Origin of the sequence: Streptomyces sp. NPDC090021 (genome assembly GCF_044748225.1) — a bacterium.
Classification (GTDB): Bacteria; Actinomycetota; Actinomycetes; order Streptomycetales; family Streptomycetaceae; genus Streptomyces.
The window spans coordinates 79,038-93,731 of record NZ_JBIVFO010000012.1; the positions used below are offsets into that span (position 1 = coordinate 79,038).

Annotated in this window: 14 protein-coding genes; 9 read left to right on the forward strand and 5 right to left on the reverse strand. The window is 69.1% G+C overall.

Annotated elements, in window-relative coordinates:
* Positions 1-111: 111 nt before the first annotated feature.
* The 5 genes from ACIPXC_RS12005 to ACIPXC_RS12025 all read left to right on the forward strand — a co-directional run bounded on the left by ACIPXC_RS12005 (position 112) and on the right by ACIPXC_RS12025 (position 5,983).
* Positions 112-1,200: a ScbA/BarX family gamma-butyrolactone biosynthesis protein gene (locus ACIPXC_RS12005; protein WP_401616024.1), complete on the forward strand. Its 1,089-nt coding sequence runs from the start codon at positions 112-114 to the stop codon at positions 1,198-1,200.
* Positions 1,201-1,245: 45 nt separating this feature from the next.
* Positions 1,246-1,914: an HAD family hydrolase gene (locus ACIPXC_RS12010; RefSeq protein ID WP_401616026.1), complete on the forward strand. Its 669-nt coding sequence runs from the start codon at positions 1,246-1,248 to the stop codon at positions 1,912-1,914.
* A gap of 57 nt (positions 1,915-1,971) precedes the next feature.
* Positions 1,972-3,012: a 3-oxoacyl-ACP synthase III family protein gene (locus ACIPXC_RS12015; protein ID WP_401616028.1), complete on the forward strand. Its 1,041-nt coding sequence runs from the start codon at positions 1,972-1,974 to the stop codon at positions 3,010-3,012.
* Positions 3,013-3,964: 952 nt separating this feature from the next.
* Complete coding sequence (locus ACIPXC_RS12020) at positions 3,965-5,020, forward strand: hypothetical protein (protein WP_401616030.1); 1,056 nt, start codon at positions 3,965-3,967, stop codon at positions 5,018-5,020.
* 168 nt (positions 5,021-5,188) lie between these two features.
* Positions 5,189-5,983, forward strand: coding sequence for an IS5 family transposase (locus ACIPXC_RS12025; RefSeq protein WP_401616171.1), 795 nt, complete (start codon positions 5,189-5,191; stop codon positions 5,981-5,983).
* Here ACIPXC_RS12025 and ACIPXC_RS12030 read toward each other — a convergent pair.
* Positions 5,931-6,434 (reverse strand): hypothetical protein, encoded by a 504-nt coding sequence (locus ACIPXC_RS12030; RefSeq protein WP_401616173.1) that lies wholly within the window; start codon positions 6,432-6,434, stop codon positions 5,931-5,933. The two genes, ACIPXC_RS12025 and ACIPXC_RS12030, sit on opposite strands and share 53 nt — an antisense overlap.
* A 156-nt stretch (positions 6,435-6,590) precedes the next feature.
* On the opposite strand from ACIPXC_RS12030, the gene ACIPXC_RS12035 reads away from it, so the two are divergent.
* Entirely contained in the window at positions 6,591-7,118 is a 528-nt protein-coding gene (locus ACIPXC_RS12035; protein ID WP_401616175.1) for a TatD family hydrolase, read from the forward strand.
* A 105-nt stretch (positions 7,119-7,223) separates the two neighbouring features.
* Here the strand turns inward: ACIPXC_RS12035 and ACIPXC_RS12040 are convergent, their stop codons facing one another.
* The 4 genes from ACIPXC_RS12040 to ACIPXC_RS12055 all read right to left on the reverse strand — a co-directional run bounded on the left by ACIPXC_RS12040 (position 7,224) and on the right by ACIPXC_RS12055 (position 12,090).
* The gene (locus tag ACIPXC_RS12040; protein ID WP_401616031.1) at positions 7,224-8,345 is read right to left on the reverse strand and encodes a hypothetical protein; all 1,122 of its coding nucleotides are present in this window, start codon (positions 8,343-8,345) and stop codon (positions 7,224-7,226) included.
* Positions 8,346-8,357: 12 nt separating this feature from the next.
* Positions 8,358-10,637 carry an integrase gene (locus ACIPXC_RS12045; RefSeq protein ID WP_401616033.1) on the reverse strand — a complete coding sequence of 760 codons (2,280 nt, stop codon included), beginning with the start codon at positions 10,635-10,637 and terminating at the stop codon, positions 8,358-8,360.
* Entirely contained in the window at positions 10,634-11,236 is a 603-nt protein-coding gene (locus ACIPXC_RS12050) for a hypothetical protein (protein ID WP_401616035.1), read from the reverse strand. Before ACIPXC_RS12050 ends, ACIPXC_RS12045 begins: the two co-directional genes overlap by 4 nt.
* A gap of 314 nt (positions 11,237-11,550) precedes the next feature.
* On the reverse strand, positions 11,551-12,090 hold the full coding sequence (locus ACIPXC_RS12055) for a hypothetical protein (RefSeq protein ID WP_401616036.1): 540 nt from the start codon (positions 12,088-12,090) through the stop codon (positions 11,551-11,553).
* A 158-nt stretch (positions 12,091-12,248) separates the two neighbouring features.
* Here ACIPXC_RS12055 and ACIPXC_RS12060 point away from each other — a divergent pair, with 158 nt between their 5' ends.
* The 3 genes from ACIPXC_RS12060 to ACIPXC_RS12070 are packed head-to-tail and all read left to right on the forward strand — an operon-like array spanning position 12,249 to position 14,588.
* Positions 12,249-12,497 (forward strand): hypothetical protein, encoded by a 249-nt coding sequence (locus ACIPXC_RS12060; protein ID WP_401616038.1) that lies wholly within the window; start codon positions 12,249-12,251, stop codon positions 12,495-12,497.
* Between the two features lie 13 nt (positions 12,498-12,510).
* The gene (locus ACIPXC_RS12065) at positions 12,511-14,016 is read left to right on the forward strand and encodes a helix-turn-helix domain-containing protein (protein ID WP_401616040.1); all 1,506 of its coding nucleotides are present in this window, start codon (positions 12,511-12,513) and stop codon (positions 14,014-14,016) included.
* Positions 14,016-14,588: a transcriptional regulator gene (locus ACIPXC_RS12070; protein ID WP_401616042.1), complete on the forward strand. Its 573-nt coding sequence runs from the start codon at positions 14,016-14,018 to the stop codon at positions 14,586-14,588. The genes ACIPXC_RS12065 and ACIPXC_RS12070 overlap by 1 nt, the downstream gene beginning before the upstream one ends.
* The last annotated feature ends 106 nt before the right edge of the window (positions 14,589-14,694 follow it).

Here is a 14,694-nt window from a genome sequence, read left to right on the forward strand (position 1 = left end):
GAGATCTGATCTATACAGGGGTGACGTGCCTCGCTGCTCCATGGAGCACGCCGCCGGCCTGGACGCCGTCGAACCTTCACCGAGCGCTGACTTCACCGGGAGTGGCCATCCATGACGACCGTTTCGATCGATTCGATCCGCGCGGGCAAATCAACACCGCAGCCGGACCGTGCGCTGTCCTACGAGCGCACCGTTGACCGCCGACTGGTACACCGGGACTCTCTCGGCGAGGTCTTCGTGACCGACCTCCAGCCGGCCCTCGCACCAGGGGGTTACGTCGCCGCCGCGCAGCTCCCCCGCTCACACGCCTACTACGGGGACCACCTGCTGCGCCCCAACACCTACGACCCGATCCTGCTGCTCGAGGCCGCCCGCCAGGCCGCGCTGGCCGGAGCGCACGAGTTCTTCGGCGTGCCGCAGGACCACAAATTCATCCTCACGCACCTGCGGATCCACCTCGCGCACCCCGAGCTCACCACGGTCGGTGACTCCGTCTTCGCCGTCCGGATGGACATACAGACCGGGAACGTCAAACTCCGCGAGGGGCGCACGACAGGCCTCGACTACGAGATCCGCCTGTCCGTAAACGGCGTGATGATCGGGCAGGCTTCCGTGGGCCTCCGGTTCAAGAGCCCCGAGAGCTACCTCCGGCTCCGTACGAGCAACCGCAACGGCCGCGCTCTGCCTTCCTCCGCCTCCCCCCTGGCCCAGGTCACGGGAACCCTCGTGGCCCCTTCCCTCGTCGGTCGGGCCGCCCGGGAAAACGTCGTCCTGCTCGACGCGGACACAGCGGGAGAGGTCGCGACGGCAACGATGCACCTCCCCGGCGGCCACCCGAGCATGTTCGACCACCCGCAGGACCACATCCCGGGCATGGTCCTCGCGGAGGCCGCCCGACAGCTCGCCTTGTTCACCGCCCTGGACCGGTGCGGGATCTCTGCGGCAAGGACGCTCATGACGGACATGAGCGTCGTCTTCACCCGCTTCGGCGAGCTCGACGAGAAGACCACGATGAGCGCTTTCATCGAGAGCCGGCGCGGAGAGCCGGAGGTCTACTACACCCAGGGCGGCACACTGCAGTCCGATTCCCTCGCCTCGCGCGACCTCGCCGAACAACTCGTCGTCAACCTCACCGCCCTTCAGGGCGGCGAGCCGATCAGCAGGTTCAGCCTCTCGCTCGGCCGCCTGCAGGGCCGGTGACCAGTGACCACCACCGGCCCCCCACCTGACAGGAACGAGAGCGTCATGACACCACGCACTGCCGCGTTCTTCGATGTCGACGAGACCCTCATCAGGGTCAAGAGCATGTTCCGGTTCCTCGAGTTCTACCTCAGGCTGAGGGGCGAGCCGGACAGCACATACCAGCGCCTGAACGGGGAACTGCAGTCGGCTGCCAAGCTCGGCATCCCACGCGAGTCCATCAACCGCGCCTACTACCGGTTCTACGCCGGCGAGAACGTGCGACACGTGACCACCGCAGGCATGCTGTGGTTCGAGCACGAGTTGGAGCAGGGCCTCTTCCTCCCCGAGACGGTCGCCGAACTTCACAGGCACCAGGAAGCGCACGAGCGCATCCTGCTCATCTCCGGGTCGTTCTCCGCGTGCCTGAACCCCATCAGCACCTGGCTCGGTGCGGACCGGGCATACGGCACCCGCCCGCTGATCCACCGCGGACAGTTCACCGGTGAAGTGCTGACGCCCATGATCGGCACTGCCAAGGGCCGCGTCGTGCAGGCCGCCGGCTCCGTACTGGGGCTCGACCTCCCGTCTTCGACAGCGTACGGCGACCACATCAGCGACCTGGCGATGCTCCGCGCCGTGGGACGCCCCGTGGTGGTAGGCGACGACTCGATCCTCGCCGGCCACGCCGACCGCTCAGGGTGGCGCCGGCTCGCCCCTGCCGTAGCCCAGTAGTCCAACCCGTTGTGACGGCCCGCCCAGGACGAGCACGTCACGGATCGAGGAGTAACCATGAGTTCCACCGGAATCGTGAGCACCGGCTCCTACGTCCCGACCACCGTGGTGACCAACGAGGAGATCGGCGCGAGCGCCGGAGTGACCCCGGAATGGATCGTCCGCAAGACCGGCATCCACGAGCGCAGACGAGCCGCCGCCCATGAGGCAACCTCCGATCTCGCGGCCCACGCCGCGCGCAACGCACTGGCCCAGGCGGGCCTGCGCCCCGAGCAACTGTCCTTCATCGTCCTCGCCACGTCGACGCCCGATCACCCACAGCCGGCCACCGCCAGCATCGTCCAAGGCCTGATAGGCGCCACGAACGCGGCCGCGTTCGACGTCAACGCCGTATGCAGCGGCTTCGTCTACGCACTCACCGTGGCCGACCGGATGCTCAGCGGACAGCCAGAGGGCGAATACGGCCTCGTCATCGGCGTGGACATCTACTCGCGCATCCTCGACTACACCGACCGCAAGACCTGCATCCTCTTCGGGGACGGGGCGGGGGCCGTGGTCCTCGGTCCCGTGGACAAGGGATTCGGAGTACTCGAGACGGGCCTGATCACACGGGGAGACCAGCACCGGCTCATCAGCGTCCCCGCCGGCGGCAGCCGCATACCCGCTACAGCCGAATCGGTGGAAGCAGGACAGCACTTCTTCCGGATGGACGGCCGCGGCGTACGCGGCTTCGTGCACGAGAACCTGCCGACTGCCCTCCACCAGTTGCTGGCCAAAGCAGGTATATCCACCAGCGAGGTGGACCACTTCATTCCCCACCAGGCGAACGGCGTCATGCTCACCGAAGTCTGGCCCGACCTCGGTCTGCACAACGCCGGACTCCATCTCGCCCTGAAGCGATACGGAAACACCGGCTCCGGGTCCGTGCCGATCACCCTCGACCTCGTCCACCGCCAGGGCCTGCTCGGCCAAGGCGACGTCGTCCTCCTTTCCGGCTTCGGCGGCGGCATGAATGTCGGATCCGTCCTTCTCCGCTGGGCAGCAACCGCCTACTCAACCGTTTCGCAGAAGCCGGAGCCTCTGCTGCTCACGGGATGAATGCCGGAGCGAGCCAACCCTCACCCACCCCTTCTGGAGGACCTGTGGAACACCAGACGCACGCCCGCGGGGACGAAGGAGCCGCCCGGCCCCGTCACGCTCCCCTCGACGGACCGCACTTCACCGGTGAGCCCGCAGCGGCCTGGGCAGTCGTCGCAAGGGAGAGCATCCATGCATCCGTCGCCCGCGCATCGCTCGTGCGAGACCACGCCCGGTGGGGCCTCGAAGTCCCGGTCAACGGCCACGGGGAGACAGACCCCGCGGGACCTCTCCCGCCCTCTGCGGCCTGACGCTCTGAGGCCCGAGGCCGTCGACCCCGAGACGGTCCGGGCCGCGCTGCGCGGTCCGATACGGGGCGGGGGCGGCTGCGGACCGGCTGACGGAGGCCCTGGGGGTCCCGCTGCCACCGATGAGGCCTCGGGTGACCGCGCGGCGGCCGTCAGCCATCTCGTCCGCGCGGGCCTGTTGGTCTACCCCGGTGGTGAGGTGGAGTTCCCCGCGGTGCACCCCGAGCAGGTCGCCGTCCTTCTCGCCGCCGGGAGCTGCCCGCGCTCCTGGACCAGCACGTGCCCTCTGGCCCGGATCACGCGGTGGTCCGCCTCGGTTCCGTCGCCCCGGTCGGCGCGGTGGACAGTGAACGTGTACCGGTCCCAGTGGTTGCGCTGGTGGGAGTTGCGAGCCTTGTTCCAGGCGGTGCGGGCAGCGTCGCCCGAAGCGGTGAGTTCGTGCAGGCGCTGGAGTGATCTGGCTCACGACTGTGGCACCACCATCGGAATCGCCCACCGCCACCAAGTCAGCGACCGCCCTGCACAGCGGAGTTCGCCGCAGTGCCCCAGCACTCGGCACGTCAGGAACGCTGCGGTGGAATGCTGCACGACGGAGCTCCACTGCTGCGGCTCAGGCCGCCGCAGAGGGGGAGCGCACCGCTCTGCGGGCCCGCTACGAGATCGTCGTGGCCACCCTGCGCGGCCTTGGCGACATGTACTCGGCGGACCGGCTGGCCCGCGAGTTCTTCGACATGATCACCGGCGACGACACCCTCACCGACCTGGGAATCCTCGAGGACGCTGTCGTGCTGCTCGGATACGGATTCGGGGCACTGATTCGCAATCTCACCGCCCTGAACGCGGACGACCTGTGCGGCTGGCAGCGCCTGCTGGCAGACAAGATCGACGGCCTGCTGGACGCGAGCCCGCCAGCCAATGCCATGGCCCATCTGCTGGCCATGCGGGCCCGCCTGGCCCTGCACACCGACATGACCGCCAGCCTCGAATCCGTGCCCGAGGATCTGCCGACCGTCGCGGAAGTCACCGCATCCGTCCTCGAAGCGGTGGAAGCCGGTGAACCGGTACCTGCTCTCCAGACGCGGTCGCCGCTCACGGACCTCGACACCGCCATGAACATTCTGCTCCGGCTAGGCCACCACCTGGACAACGCACCGCTGTTCCCCATCGAGCACACCGCTGACCTCTTCGACTACCTCACCCCCGTACTGGTGGACCATCCGCTCTACCGGGATGTCCGTGACCTGCTCGATCAGGCCACCGACCGAGTCACCGGCCAGAGTGCACGAGGCGAACGCGCCCAGTCCCGGGGCCACGCCCTGATCGAGGGCGGCCGCCTCCCGCAAGCACTCCAGGAGATCCACCAAGCCAAGGTCAACTGGCTGCGCGGCGACACCCTCGAGGGCGGCCTGATCATGCTGCTGCTGTGCGCACGCCTCTACAGCGAACTCGGCCTGCCCATCGCCGCCAAGCAGTACGCGCTCGCAGCCGCCACCGGCGCAAAGTCCGCGCCCAACCCCGAACTCAGCCGCTTCATCCCCCGCGGCATCATCCACGCCGCCCGCTACGACCGACAGGCCGGAAACTGGATCTCTGCCACCCGCCTGTTCTGCATTGGCCTCAGAAGCCGTATCTCAACCGATCATGGAACATGCGGCTCGAACAGGCTTCCCATCTGGGCGATCTTCCCGTTGTGCGCGCATGAAGGCAGGGCCTCTCGGTAGCTCGGGGATGCGAATCTGACCGAGCAGTACCGGGAGGCCCTGGTGTCCTTGTTGTACGCGTCCGAGCCCGTCCGGTTCAACTCGGCTGCACCATCGTGTGATTGCCTCGCGCACGTGTACGGCAACGCGGCCGACCATCCCGACCGGGTGCGGCGGTATCCGTCGGACATGACGGACGAGGAGTGGGCGGCCATCCGGCCGTTGCTGCCGGTGCCGGCCTGGCTGAACGGACGGGGCGGACGCCCCAAGGGCTACTGCCACCGCCAGATGCTCGACGCGATCCGCTACCTGGTCGCGGGCGGGATCTCCTGGCGGGCGATGCCCGCGGACTTCCCCGCATGGGGCCGGGTCTACGCCTTCTTCCGCCGCTGGCGCGAGCACGGGCTGATCGCCGAGTTCCACGACCGGCTGCGCGGGAAGGTCCGTGAACGCGAGGGCCGCGAGGCCGAGCCCACGGCGGGGATCATCGACGCCCAGTCGGTGCGGGCCGCCGCGACAGTGCCGGCCGCCTCACGCGGCTACGACGGCGGGAAGAAGGTGCCAGGCCGCAAACGGCACATCGTGACCGACACCCTCGGTCTGCTCCTGGTCGTCTGCGTCACGGCCGCGAACATCGGCGACCGGGACGCCGCGACGGGCCTGCTGACCCGGCTGCGCCGCCTGCACCGCGACATCACCCTCGTCTGGGCCGACGGCGGCTACACCGGCGGCCTCATCGGCTGGTGCCGGGACAAACTCGCTCTGACCTTGGAGATCGTCAAGCGGACCGACGACATGGAGGGGTTCGTGGTGCTGCCGAGGCGGTGGGTGGCAGAGCGCACATTCGCGTGGCTGATGAACTCCCGCCGTCTGGCCCGGGACTACGAGACCCTGCCCGCCAGCAGCGAGGCGATGATCCGGTGGTCGATGGTCACGCGGATGAGCCGGCGTCTGGCACGGCCACGGGCCGCCGGCCGGCACTGAACATCCCCGACGCCTCCAGCAGCAGCCACCCACGTTCTGCCAGACGCCTGGCCTTCGAGCGCACCCCCTCGACTTTCCCCGGCGTCGCCTGAAGGCCCAGCTCCACTGCGATCTCCTTGGCCTTCACCGGTCCCTTGCCCGCGGACCGCCGCTCCTCCAGCACGCCCAGAATCCGCTGGTAGTCCGGCGCGAGCACACTCACCGGCAGCCCATCCCGCCAGGGCGGCACCACCGACCCCGGCACCGGTGAGGGCACCGTTTCCTGCTCCGCCCCGGTCACGGCAGTTGACTCGGCGGCAGAAGCCGCCAGGGCCTCGACCAGCTCCTCCCGCGCGATCACCCGCCGGTCCAGCTCGATCTCCGCGGCCTCCAACACCTCAGCCAACCGCGCGGCTTCCTCCCGCAGACCCTCCACCCGCACCCGGGCAGCCGACTCCCGCTCCTCCAGCATTCCCAGCACCGACACCACCGCGCACCCCTCGACCACGAAGCGGACACAAGACGCCGCATGCCTCCCTCACCCCGAGCAAAACCATGCCTGACCAGCAGAAATCAAGGGATCATGTTCGGTTGAGATACGGCTTCTCAGCTGATCGACCGCACCCCACTGGTCAGCGAGATCGGACTCGACGGCAAGAGCCGTGTCCCGATGGACCGCCAGCAGGCCACCCTCCGCCGCGTCCTCGCCGTGCTCGCCCGCACCCCGCGCATCGCCAGCATCCACAGCTACGCCGCCTGCGCGCAGGTGCTGGACGAACTCGAACGGTCCCCGGCACCCGGCATGGTCCTCCACTGGTGGCTCGGCGAACCCGCTCTGACCGCCCGCGCCGTCGGCCTCGGCTGCTACTTCTCCCTCAACGCCTCCGCCATACGCAAAACCACGCTGCTGGAAGCCATCCCTCTCGACCGTGTCCTGACCGAGACCGACCACCCCTTCGGAGACCGCAGCTCCAGACCACCGCTCCCCGGCAACGTCGCCCTGATAGAGCAGGCGCTCGCGCGCCACCACCAGATGACACCCGAGGACATCCGCCGGATCGTGTGGCGCAACCTGGCCACGCTTGTGCGCGACACTCGATGCGCAGCTCAGCTCAGCCGACGGGTGCGATCCCATCTCGCCTCGCTTCCAAGCTAATGAGCGGATCACCATGAACGGCCCCTTGCCCGGGGGTGGCCACACGATGACGCCGGTCGGACAGCATCACGGACGCTGTGCGCAAGTGAGTCTGGGGTTGGCGAGTTATCGGAAATCTACTAATGACGAGCATATTGGGTCATCAGCGGTGAATTGGTGGATGCGGCTCGTCAGTATGTCTTGTCGTTCTTGTCTGCCCCGGGCAGGTCGAGGTAGCGGGCGGCGTCGTACAGGACCTCGGGTGTGATCGCTTCGGTGGCATCCAGGATGGCGATCTGCGCGGCCATGCTGAGCAGCGGGGTGAGGTTCTCCATGAGCCCGTCGGTGATCTCGTAGAGCTCTTCGTCGAGTTTCAGGAGGCTGCCGGGCCGGTGGTGGTGCAGGTGGAGCCGGCACGTCGAAGCTGGCGAGGGCGCGGGGCCACTCGTCGGGGTGTTCGGGGCAGCGGGGCGGCAGCCGGTTGACCCACAAGGTGGGTACGGCCCGCTGGCGCAGCGGTGCGGCGTCGCTTGTGCGGCGCAGGGCGGGGAAGCGGGCGGTGCGTGCTTCGCGGAGGATGTCGCTGGAGCCGATGCCGCTCCAGAAGATGGTCAGGCTCAGTTCGTCCGCGAGGTAGTCGAAGAAGTCGAAGGTGGGCTGCAGGTCCTCGGTGCGCAGTCGGTCGATCCCGTCGACCAGGCACACTTCCACGTGGCGGGTGCGCATCACGTGCACGGCGGGCCCGGTGAAGTCCTTCATGCGCTGCACGGGCCGGTTGTCGGTGTCGGGGCGGTAGAGGTCCCAGCCCAGGAACGTGGCCAGGGCGGCGGACCAGTCGGCCGGGGTGCCGGGGGTGGGCGGGGCGTTGATACAGACGACCGGGATGCGGGTGTCGTCGATGCCATGCAGCTTCTCGCGGCGCCCTTGGTGGCCCATGCCGATGTGGTGCAGCAGGGTGCGTTTGCCGGTGCCGCGGTAGTCGCTGTCGATGGCGATGTGCGGGCCGATCTGTCGGGATTCGCCGTTTCGCCGCAGCATCCGCCGTGCCAGGTGCAGTCCGCGCTGGATGTCGGTGGTCTCGATCAGGCCGAGGTCGGCGTGGTAGCGGACGCGGGGGTCGTTCTCCCTTTCCTCCTCGCTGTCGGCGCAGGAGGGGTCTTGTGGCGGCAGCGGAACCAGGGGCGGGGGCTGGGCGGGCGGTGTCGGGGGCCGACGCGGCTGGGGGAGCGGGCGGGGACTGCGGATCACGTACCGGGACTTTCAACGGTCCTCTCCTTGCTGGCCACTTGGTCCGGTGTCGCCGTCGGCGGGCGGGTTGAGTTCGGGCAGCGAGGCGAGGAAGGCATCGATGCTTTGCCCGCTGTCCTGTGCGGGCTCGCCGGTGGTGAACAGTTGTGCAGCGGGGCGATCGAGGCGGCGGAAAGGCCGCACCGATTGTGGATCAAGCGGTGGCATCCCGGCGGCATAGGGCTCTTTGGGCGCCACCGTTCGGTGACGGGGCGCAGGCAGGAAACGAGCAGAGACAGCGGGCTCGTCGTCGGGCCCCGGCCCATCGGCGGCTTTGGACAGCAGACGCTGTGTGGCCCGGGCGATGGCCGCCTCGTCCCGGCGGTGCCCGCCGGCAGCGAAGTGGACCTGCAGTCCTTGCTCCCAGCTCTCTTCGGTCCACCGGTCGCGCAGGAGGTGCCGGTGGATGAAGGGCACCTCCACCCACGGGTCGCCATCCGGGTCGGCCCGGTGGTCGAACAGCCAGGCGACCTCGGGCTGATTGGGGGAGTAGTGCACCTCCCAGCGCCCCTGAAAGGCCGCGAGCCCGGAGGAGCCGCGGAAGGGATCCAGGGCCCCCTTGTCCAGGTTGTAGGTGCGGTTGTTGATCTGGAAGCCCTTGCGGTCGATGCGCACCCACACGGTCGGCAGCAGCTTGCGGTTCTCGCCCTCAGTCAGCGCCGTGGCACGGTAGCCGCGCAGCGAGATCAGCGCCGCATACATTTGGTTCGGGGTGAGCTTCAGCCCCGGGGTGAACGGGCTGCGCAGCGCACCGTGCGGGGTCTGCTGCCAGTGCAGCGCCACCCACTGCTCGAACAGCTCCTGCAACCGAGAGATCGTCCACAGCGGCTGCTTGCGGACGTGCTTGCCGCGCAGGTCCAGACGCTGATGGGTGTAGGAGGCCAGGTGCTGGCTGAAGCCGGTCTTGACCGCCAGCATGGCGCGCTCGACGATCGCCTTGTCGACGGGGGTGCGCAGCCGGGCCTCGCGCACCTCGATACCCAGGGAGTTGCAGGAGCGGGTGAAGTCCGCGGAGACGAACGGTGAGCCGTGGTCGACGACGAGCGTCTCGGGCTTGATGACCGGCCTGGCGGCCGCACCAGCGAACCGCTCATCGGCGGCCAGCAGCTCCGCGAAGGGAAGATCCGAGCCGTCCATAAAGGTTTCCGGGGCCCACCACGGCCGTACAGGCAGCGGCGCGGTGCTCTGCGCCACGACCTGCACCGTGTCGAAGCTGCGGGTGGCCCGCCCGCCCAGCCACCTGCCCGCACCGGCAGTGCGGCGAAACCGCTTGGGCACGATCAGCGCACCGACGATGCTGCGGGTGGCCACATCGATCGCGATCGTCAGTTCCACCGAGATGACCTGCCCGTCGTCACCCATAGCCAGGACATCCAGCCCAGTGGTGTCGATCTGCACCAGTTCCCCGGGCCACCGTGCCGTGGTCGCCCGTCGGCTGCCGGGCCGGGTCACCGACACCGGCGGGCCGGCCGCACGCCGGGCCGCGACCACATGCGCATTGTGCGCGGTGATCCCCAGACGCTGCAGCAGCCGATAATACGTGGCCTGGCTGGGCAGCAGCGCAGCCAGGGTGGCCGCATCGGCGTCAGCGAGTTCACGTGCATAGCGGACCCGAACCGTCTGCTGCACACGGCCGATCAACCGCGACAGGGTGCCCGGCGACAGCCCCGCTTCGCGTTCACCGTCCAGGGTCTCCCACACCAGGTCGATCACCCGCTCATCGATGCGTCCGTGCGCGGAGGCGGCGCGCTGGCCACGCCGGTCGATCAGCCCCAGCAGGCCCTCCTTGCGCCAGGCGAGGCACTTGCGCTCGACGGTGGCGGGTGAGGTCGGCCAGCCGGCCGCGGTCAACTGGTCGGCCTTGGTGCGGTAGCGCTGCTTGAGGGGATGCAGCTCCGGGTCGAAGGCGGGTTTGGGCCGGCTGGTCGCCGGCACGTTTGGGGCCTGCTGGTGCAGCACCTCCTTCACGATGCGCTCCCACCGAGTCACCTCGCGGCGCACCGCGGCGGGCAGGGCCCTCAGCTCGTGCCCGCGGTGGGAGATCACCGTGCGGGGAGCCTCACGGCTCAGGACTGCGAAGTCCTTCGCAGACGTCAGCACCGGCTGGAGGATGATCAAAGGCTCGGCTGTGGTGTCCCCGGGCACGGTGAGGAAGACCCGCGGACCGTGAAAGGCGGTCACCAGCCAGCGTGCTCCGCTGAAGGTGATGGTGTCGCCGAGGGCCAGGGTGTCGGTGCCGTCCGGTGCGGTCATCCGTCCTCACCAAGCCATGCCGTCGACGACGGCGTCAGGAGCCTGGTCATGTCGGTGTGCAGCCGCCGTTTCCAGATCAGGTGATAGGCCAGGTCCACGCCCGCACACGTGGGCAGGCCCGCCGCGCGCACCCCGGAGCGGATGGTGCGCGCCGAGGTGAAGTGGCGGGCTAGCGCCTCGGCATCGTCCGGGGACAGCCACTGCGGGCTGCGGACGGCGTACAGCAGCATCAGGTTGTCCAGCTCCACACCATCCGGCGGCCGCATGACCCGCACCCGCCAGCCGGCCACCGAGGCGGCCCGGGCCAGCAGTTCCTGCCCAGCGCGCCAACCGTCGGTGCTCTCCTCCGGCTGCACACAGATGACCTCCCGCCGCCCCGCCCGCAAGGCGACGAAGTCCGGCCGCAAGCTCTGTACGCCGCCGTCCCGCGTCCAGTGCAGTTCCATCGGCCCGGCGCTGCGCGCGGCCACCTCCGGATCCCGGTCCAGCAGCATTGCGCAGCGCTGCTGGCGCAGTGAACCGCACGCCAGTGACTGGCCGGTGGCCGAGGCCCAGGCCTTGGTGACGAAGGACTGCCGGCCCGGATAGGGCACCGGCATCTGCAGGGGCGCCAGTTACTCGAACGGCACCGGAGCGGCCTGCTCCACCGGCAGTTCACGCCGACGCCCGAACCGGTCGAGATAGCAGACGGTGATCGTCTGCTGGTTGAGGGGAGCATCCGGCACGCGCGTCCCCCTCCAACAGCTCGCTGCACAGCGGCCCGCCTCAGGCAGACCCGTTCCATGATCCGCCGAGCAGGGTGGTGCCCGCAGCCACCGAGCAGCCGAACACCCAGATGAAGGACATAGCGAACGCCAGCCCGAACCAGCGCAGTTGTGGTCTGCGGGCGGCAACGGGCACTTCCGCGCCGGCGTCACACGGGCACGGACGGGTCGCTCCAGTCCCAGGGCAGACAGCACCGCTCGACCAGGGACTGCTGCTGTGTGTCGTCGGCGTGGATGAGCGCCGTCACCGGCCGGCCCGCCCCGGCCATCGGCGGCATGCACCGGTGATGCTGGTGCAGCCACTGTGCCACCGGGATCTGCCACGTCCCGGACGGCAGCTCGAGCGCAGCGGCCAGCTGCGCCAGGCGCTCCAGCAGCTGCGCCTCGGCCGCTGTCCACGGCCCGCAGGGTCGCATCGCACGCTGCCGATCGTAATCCAGCAGCACACGTGCCACCGCGACGGCCTCCGGGTACATCCACAGCCAGGCCGACTCCATGTCGCTCTCCGGCCGCCCGGCACGCTGGGCCCGCCGTGCCCAGCACTCCATGACCGCCGTGCGCCACCACCAGCCGGTGATCGCGAACGCGTCCGCAACCAGGTACGCCCCGACGAGGCCGTACCGGCGTTCGAACCGCTGATGCTGCCGGTGCGCCCGCGCGGTCCGTTGATCAGTCCGATAACTCTTCAACTTGTTGCGAAGTCTCCCAGTCGCTGGTAACTTGGCAACAAGTTAAAGAGTTGAATGACGGGAGGGTGGACGGGGTGCTGCAGATTCAGCTGGGAGCCGAGCGGCCGGCCGGCGCGGACGACCGCCTGGGGCGTGCCACGGTCGGATGGCATCCAGGGATGCCTGAGGACGAGGCCTGGCAGGCGGGGCGCGGGGTGTGGAAGTTCAACGCCGACCGGGCTCTGTCTCAGGACGAAGTGCAGATCATCAACACCGACGGCATCGTGCTCGCCGTCGCGAGGATCACCGGGATCTCCAAGCACGGCGACCGCTATGCCCTCGAGGGTGACCTGCTGCGCGGTGACCCGCGCGTGGGCCGGCCCACCCCGAGCCCGCACCTGTCCCGCAACCCCGTCACCTACATCTGAAAGCCGCGGTGTGATGAGCGACTTCGACGCGATCGACTCGCTGCTCGCCTCAGTGGGCCCCGAGGCAAAACTTCCGGAGGCTGAGGTGCGCCGGGGCCTGCGTGAGCAGGCCGGTCTGTCGAAGGCACAGGTGGCCCGCGCGCTCGGAATCAGTGCCTCCACGCTGAGTGCGTGGGAAGCGGGCCGGGACCCGTCAGGTGAGACCCGGGCGAAATACGGCTACTTCCTCGACGGCCTGGCCGCCAAGCTCGATACACCCGCGCCCGCAAAGACGCCGCCCCCGCCAAAGCCCGCGTCCGGCGGCGCGGACAACGTCGAGCCTGACGAGGGCGTGATCCAGCTGGCCGACAGCGAGCCATGTGTGCTGTGCGGTCACCCGGCGGCCCAGCGGATGGCTGGGTTCGCCCAGCACCTGGACGCCGCCGAATGCCACGCCGCCGCGCCCGCAGCCGACGGCGCGGTGGAACCTGCCCCGCGCCAGCCGGAGCCTTCCGCCCCGGCGCCGCAGCGGCCCGCCGCCGACCGCCACCGTTCTGCAACCCGGCGCGCTGTGCAGCTCCCCAGCGAGTCAGCCGACCTGATCGGCCGATCGGTACGGGCCGCGCTCGAAGCACACGGCGGCGATACGGAAGCGGCGACGGCAGCGCTGGTGAAGAAGGCGATCCCGGACGCGATGACCCTGCTCGACGAGACACGCAAGGGCGGCAGGTACGACGTGATCGCCCATCCGTGGATGCCGGACATTCTCAAGAAGCAGTCCGCGCGCGGCCCCGACCAGGTGTGGGAAGCCCGGCCGAAGTGGACGCGGACCGAGCTGCCGCCAGGCGAGCACAAGGTGACCGCCCTCGACATCAACGGCGCCTACCTGTCCGCCCTCAAGACACACCTCCCACTGGGCCAGCTGGAGCACTCCACAGGATTCGACCACGACCACCGCCGGGCAGGCGTCCACCTGATCACCCCGCCGCGCTGGGACCATGACGACGTGCTGCCGAACCCGATCGGACAGCGCGACGAACCGGGCCCACTGTGGGTCACCGAGCCCACACTGCGCCTCCTGCTGCGCCTGTCAGGCCCGAAGTACGGGCTGTGCGAGCCGCCCGAGATCCACGAGTCGTTCACCTCCGGAGCCACCGAGGGACTGTTGGAGAAATTCCGCATCGCGCTCAAGGACGCCCGCGACGCTGCGATCGCCACGGATGACGAGGTGACGCTGGAGTATGTGAAGGCGATGTACTCCAAGTTCGTCTCCACGATGGGAGCCTCGAACTACAACCGGGAACTCTACCGTCCGGACTGGATGCATCTGATCCGCTCCCAGGCGTTCGCCAACCTGTGGATGAAGGCCCTCAAGGCCCACGACGAAGGCCTGACCGTCGTCCGGGCCATGGGCACCGACGAGCTCCACGTCATCGGTGACTGGCGCAAGGTCTTCCCCGAGGGCCGCGGCGTTGCCGAAGTGAAGGTGAAAGACGAATACGCTGCCTGTGGCGTAAACGAGGCGGGAGGAGAAGCCTGATGCCGGACCGGAATCACGAGTTCGGGAAGTTCGGCGCCCGCGGCACCAGGGGAAGCGAGCTCGTCGCCCGCCGCCTGGACGCACTGGTCGACTTCATCGTCACTCCCGTCACCACCTCGCGTGGTCTGCTCGCACGCCTCCACTACCTGACGACGTCACCCAAGGCGATGAAGGCCGCTCGCGCGGCTGGGCTGACCGTCACCGACCGCACACTGAAGGCATGGCTCGCCGGCACACAGAACCCGTCGAAGGCCAACCTGGAACGCGTCGAACAGGCCTACCGCACGGTGCGCCGCCACAACGTCGCCCGTCACCTCCTGAAGCGTCTCAACTCCTCCGGCGGCACCCGGGTGGAGATCCACCCCCTCGACCAGTCCCAGGTCTCCGCACCCCACCGGCGCACCCTCGAGTACCGGCACATCAACGTCCGCCGTTGGGACCACATCGTGACCGCCTGGACCACCAGTGACAGCCACGCCCTCGACGACGCCTGGACCACCGGTGTCCTGCCGGACCTGGGCAGCCAGTGGGGCCAGTACGAGTACGTGACGAACATCGGCTTCGCTGCCTGAGGGCACTGTGCCCGAACAGGCTCGGATCACCTTCCCGCGCTTGCTGCGCGCCGATCATCACGGGGCGCCGCCGGCATGGTCGGCTCGGCTGCGCCGTATGGGCAAC

What these genes read in the sequence shown, in the direction of transcription:
- ACIPXC_RS12060 (WP_401616038.1), top strand. Translation starts at nt 12,249, where the DNA reads ATGCCTGAGGACGAGGCCTGGCAGGCGGGGCGCGGGGTGTGGAAGTTC.
- ACIPXC_RS12070 (WP_401616042.1), top strand. Translation starts at nt 14,016, where the DNA reads ATGCCGGACCGGAATCACGAGTTCGGGAAGTTCGGCGCCCGCGGCACC.
- ACIPXC_RS12045 (WP_401616033.1), bottom strand. Translation starts at nt 10,637, where the DNA reads ATGACCGCACCGGACGGCACCGACACCCTGGCCCTCGGCGACACCATC.
- ACIPXC_RS12010 (WP_401616026.1), top strand. Translation starts at nt 1,246, where the DNA reads ATGACACCACGCACTGCCGCGTTCTTCGATGTCGACGAGACCCTCATC.
- ACIPXC_RS12030 (WP_401616173.1), bottom strand. Translation starts at nt 6,434, where the DNA reads ATGCTGGAGGAGCGGGAGTCGGCTGCCCGGGTGCGGGTGGAGGGTCTG.
- ACIPXC_RS12065 (WP_401616040.1), top strand. Translation starts at nt 12,511, where the DNA reads ATGAGCGACTTCGACGCGATCGACTCGCTGCTCGCCTCAGTGGGCCCC.
- ACIPXC_RS12005 (WP_401616024.1), top strand. Translation starts at nt 112, where the DNA reads ATGACGACCGTTTCGATCGATTCGATCCGCGCGGGCAAATCAACACCG.
- ACIPXC_RS12015 (WP_401616028.1), top strand. Translation starts at nt 1,972, where the DNA reads ATGAGTTCCACCGGAATCGTGAGCACCGGCTCCTACGTCCCGACCACC.
- ACIPXC_RS12050 (WP_401616035.1), bottom strand. Translation starts at nt 11,236, where the DNA reads ATGCCGGTGCCCTATCCGGGCCGGCAGTCCTTCGTCACCAAGGCCTGG.
- ACIPXC_RS12025 (WP_401616171.1), top strand. Translation starts at nt 5,189, where the DNA reads ATGACGGACGAGGAGTGGGCGGCCATCCGGCCGTTGCTGCCGGTGCCG.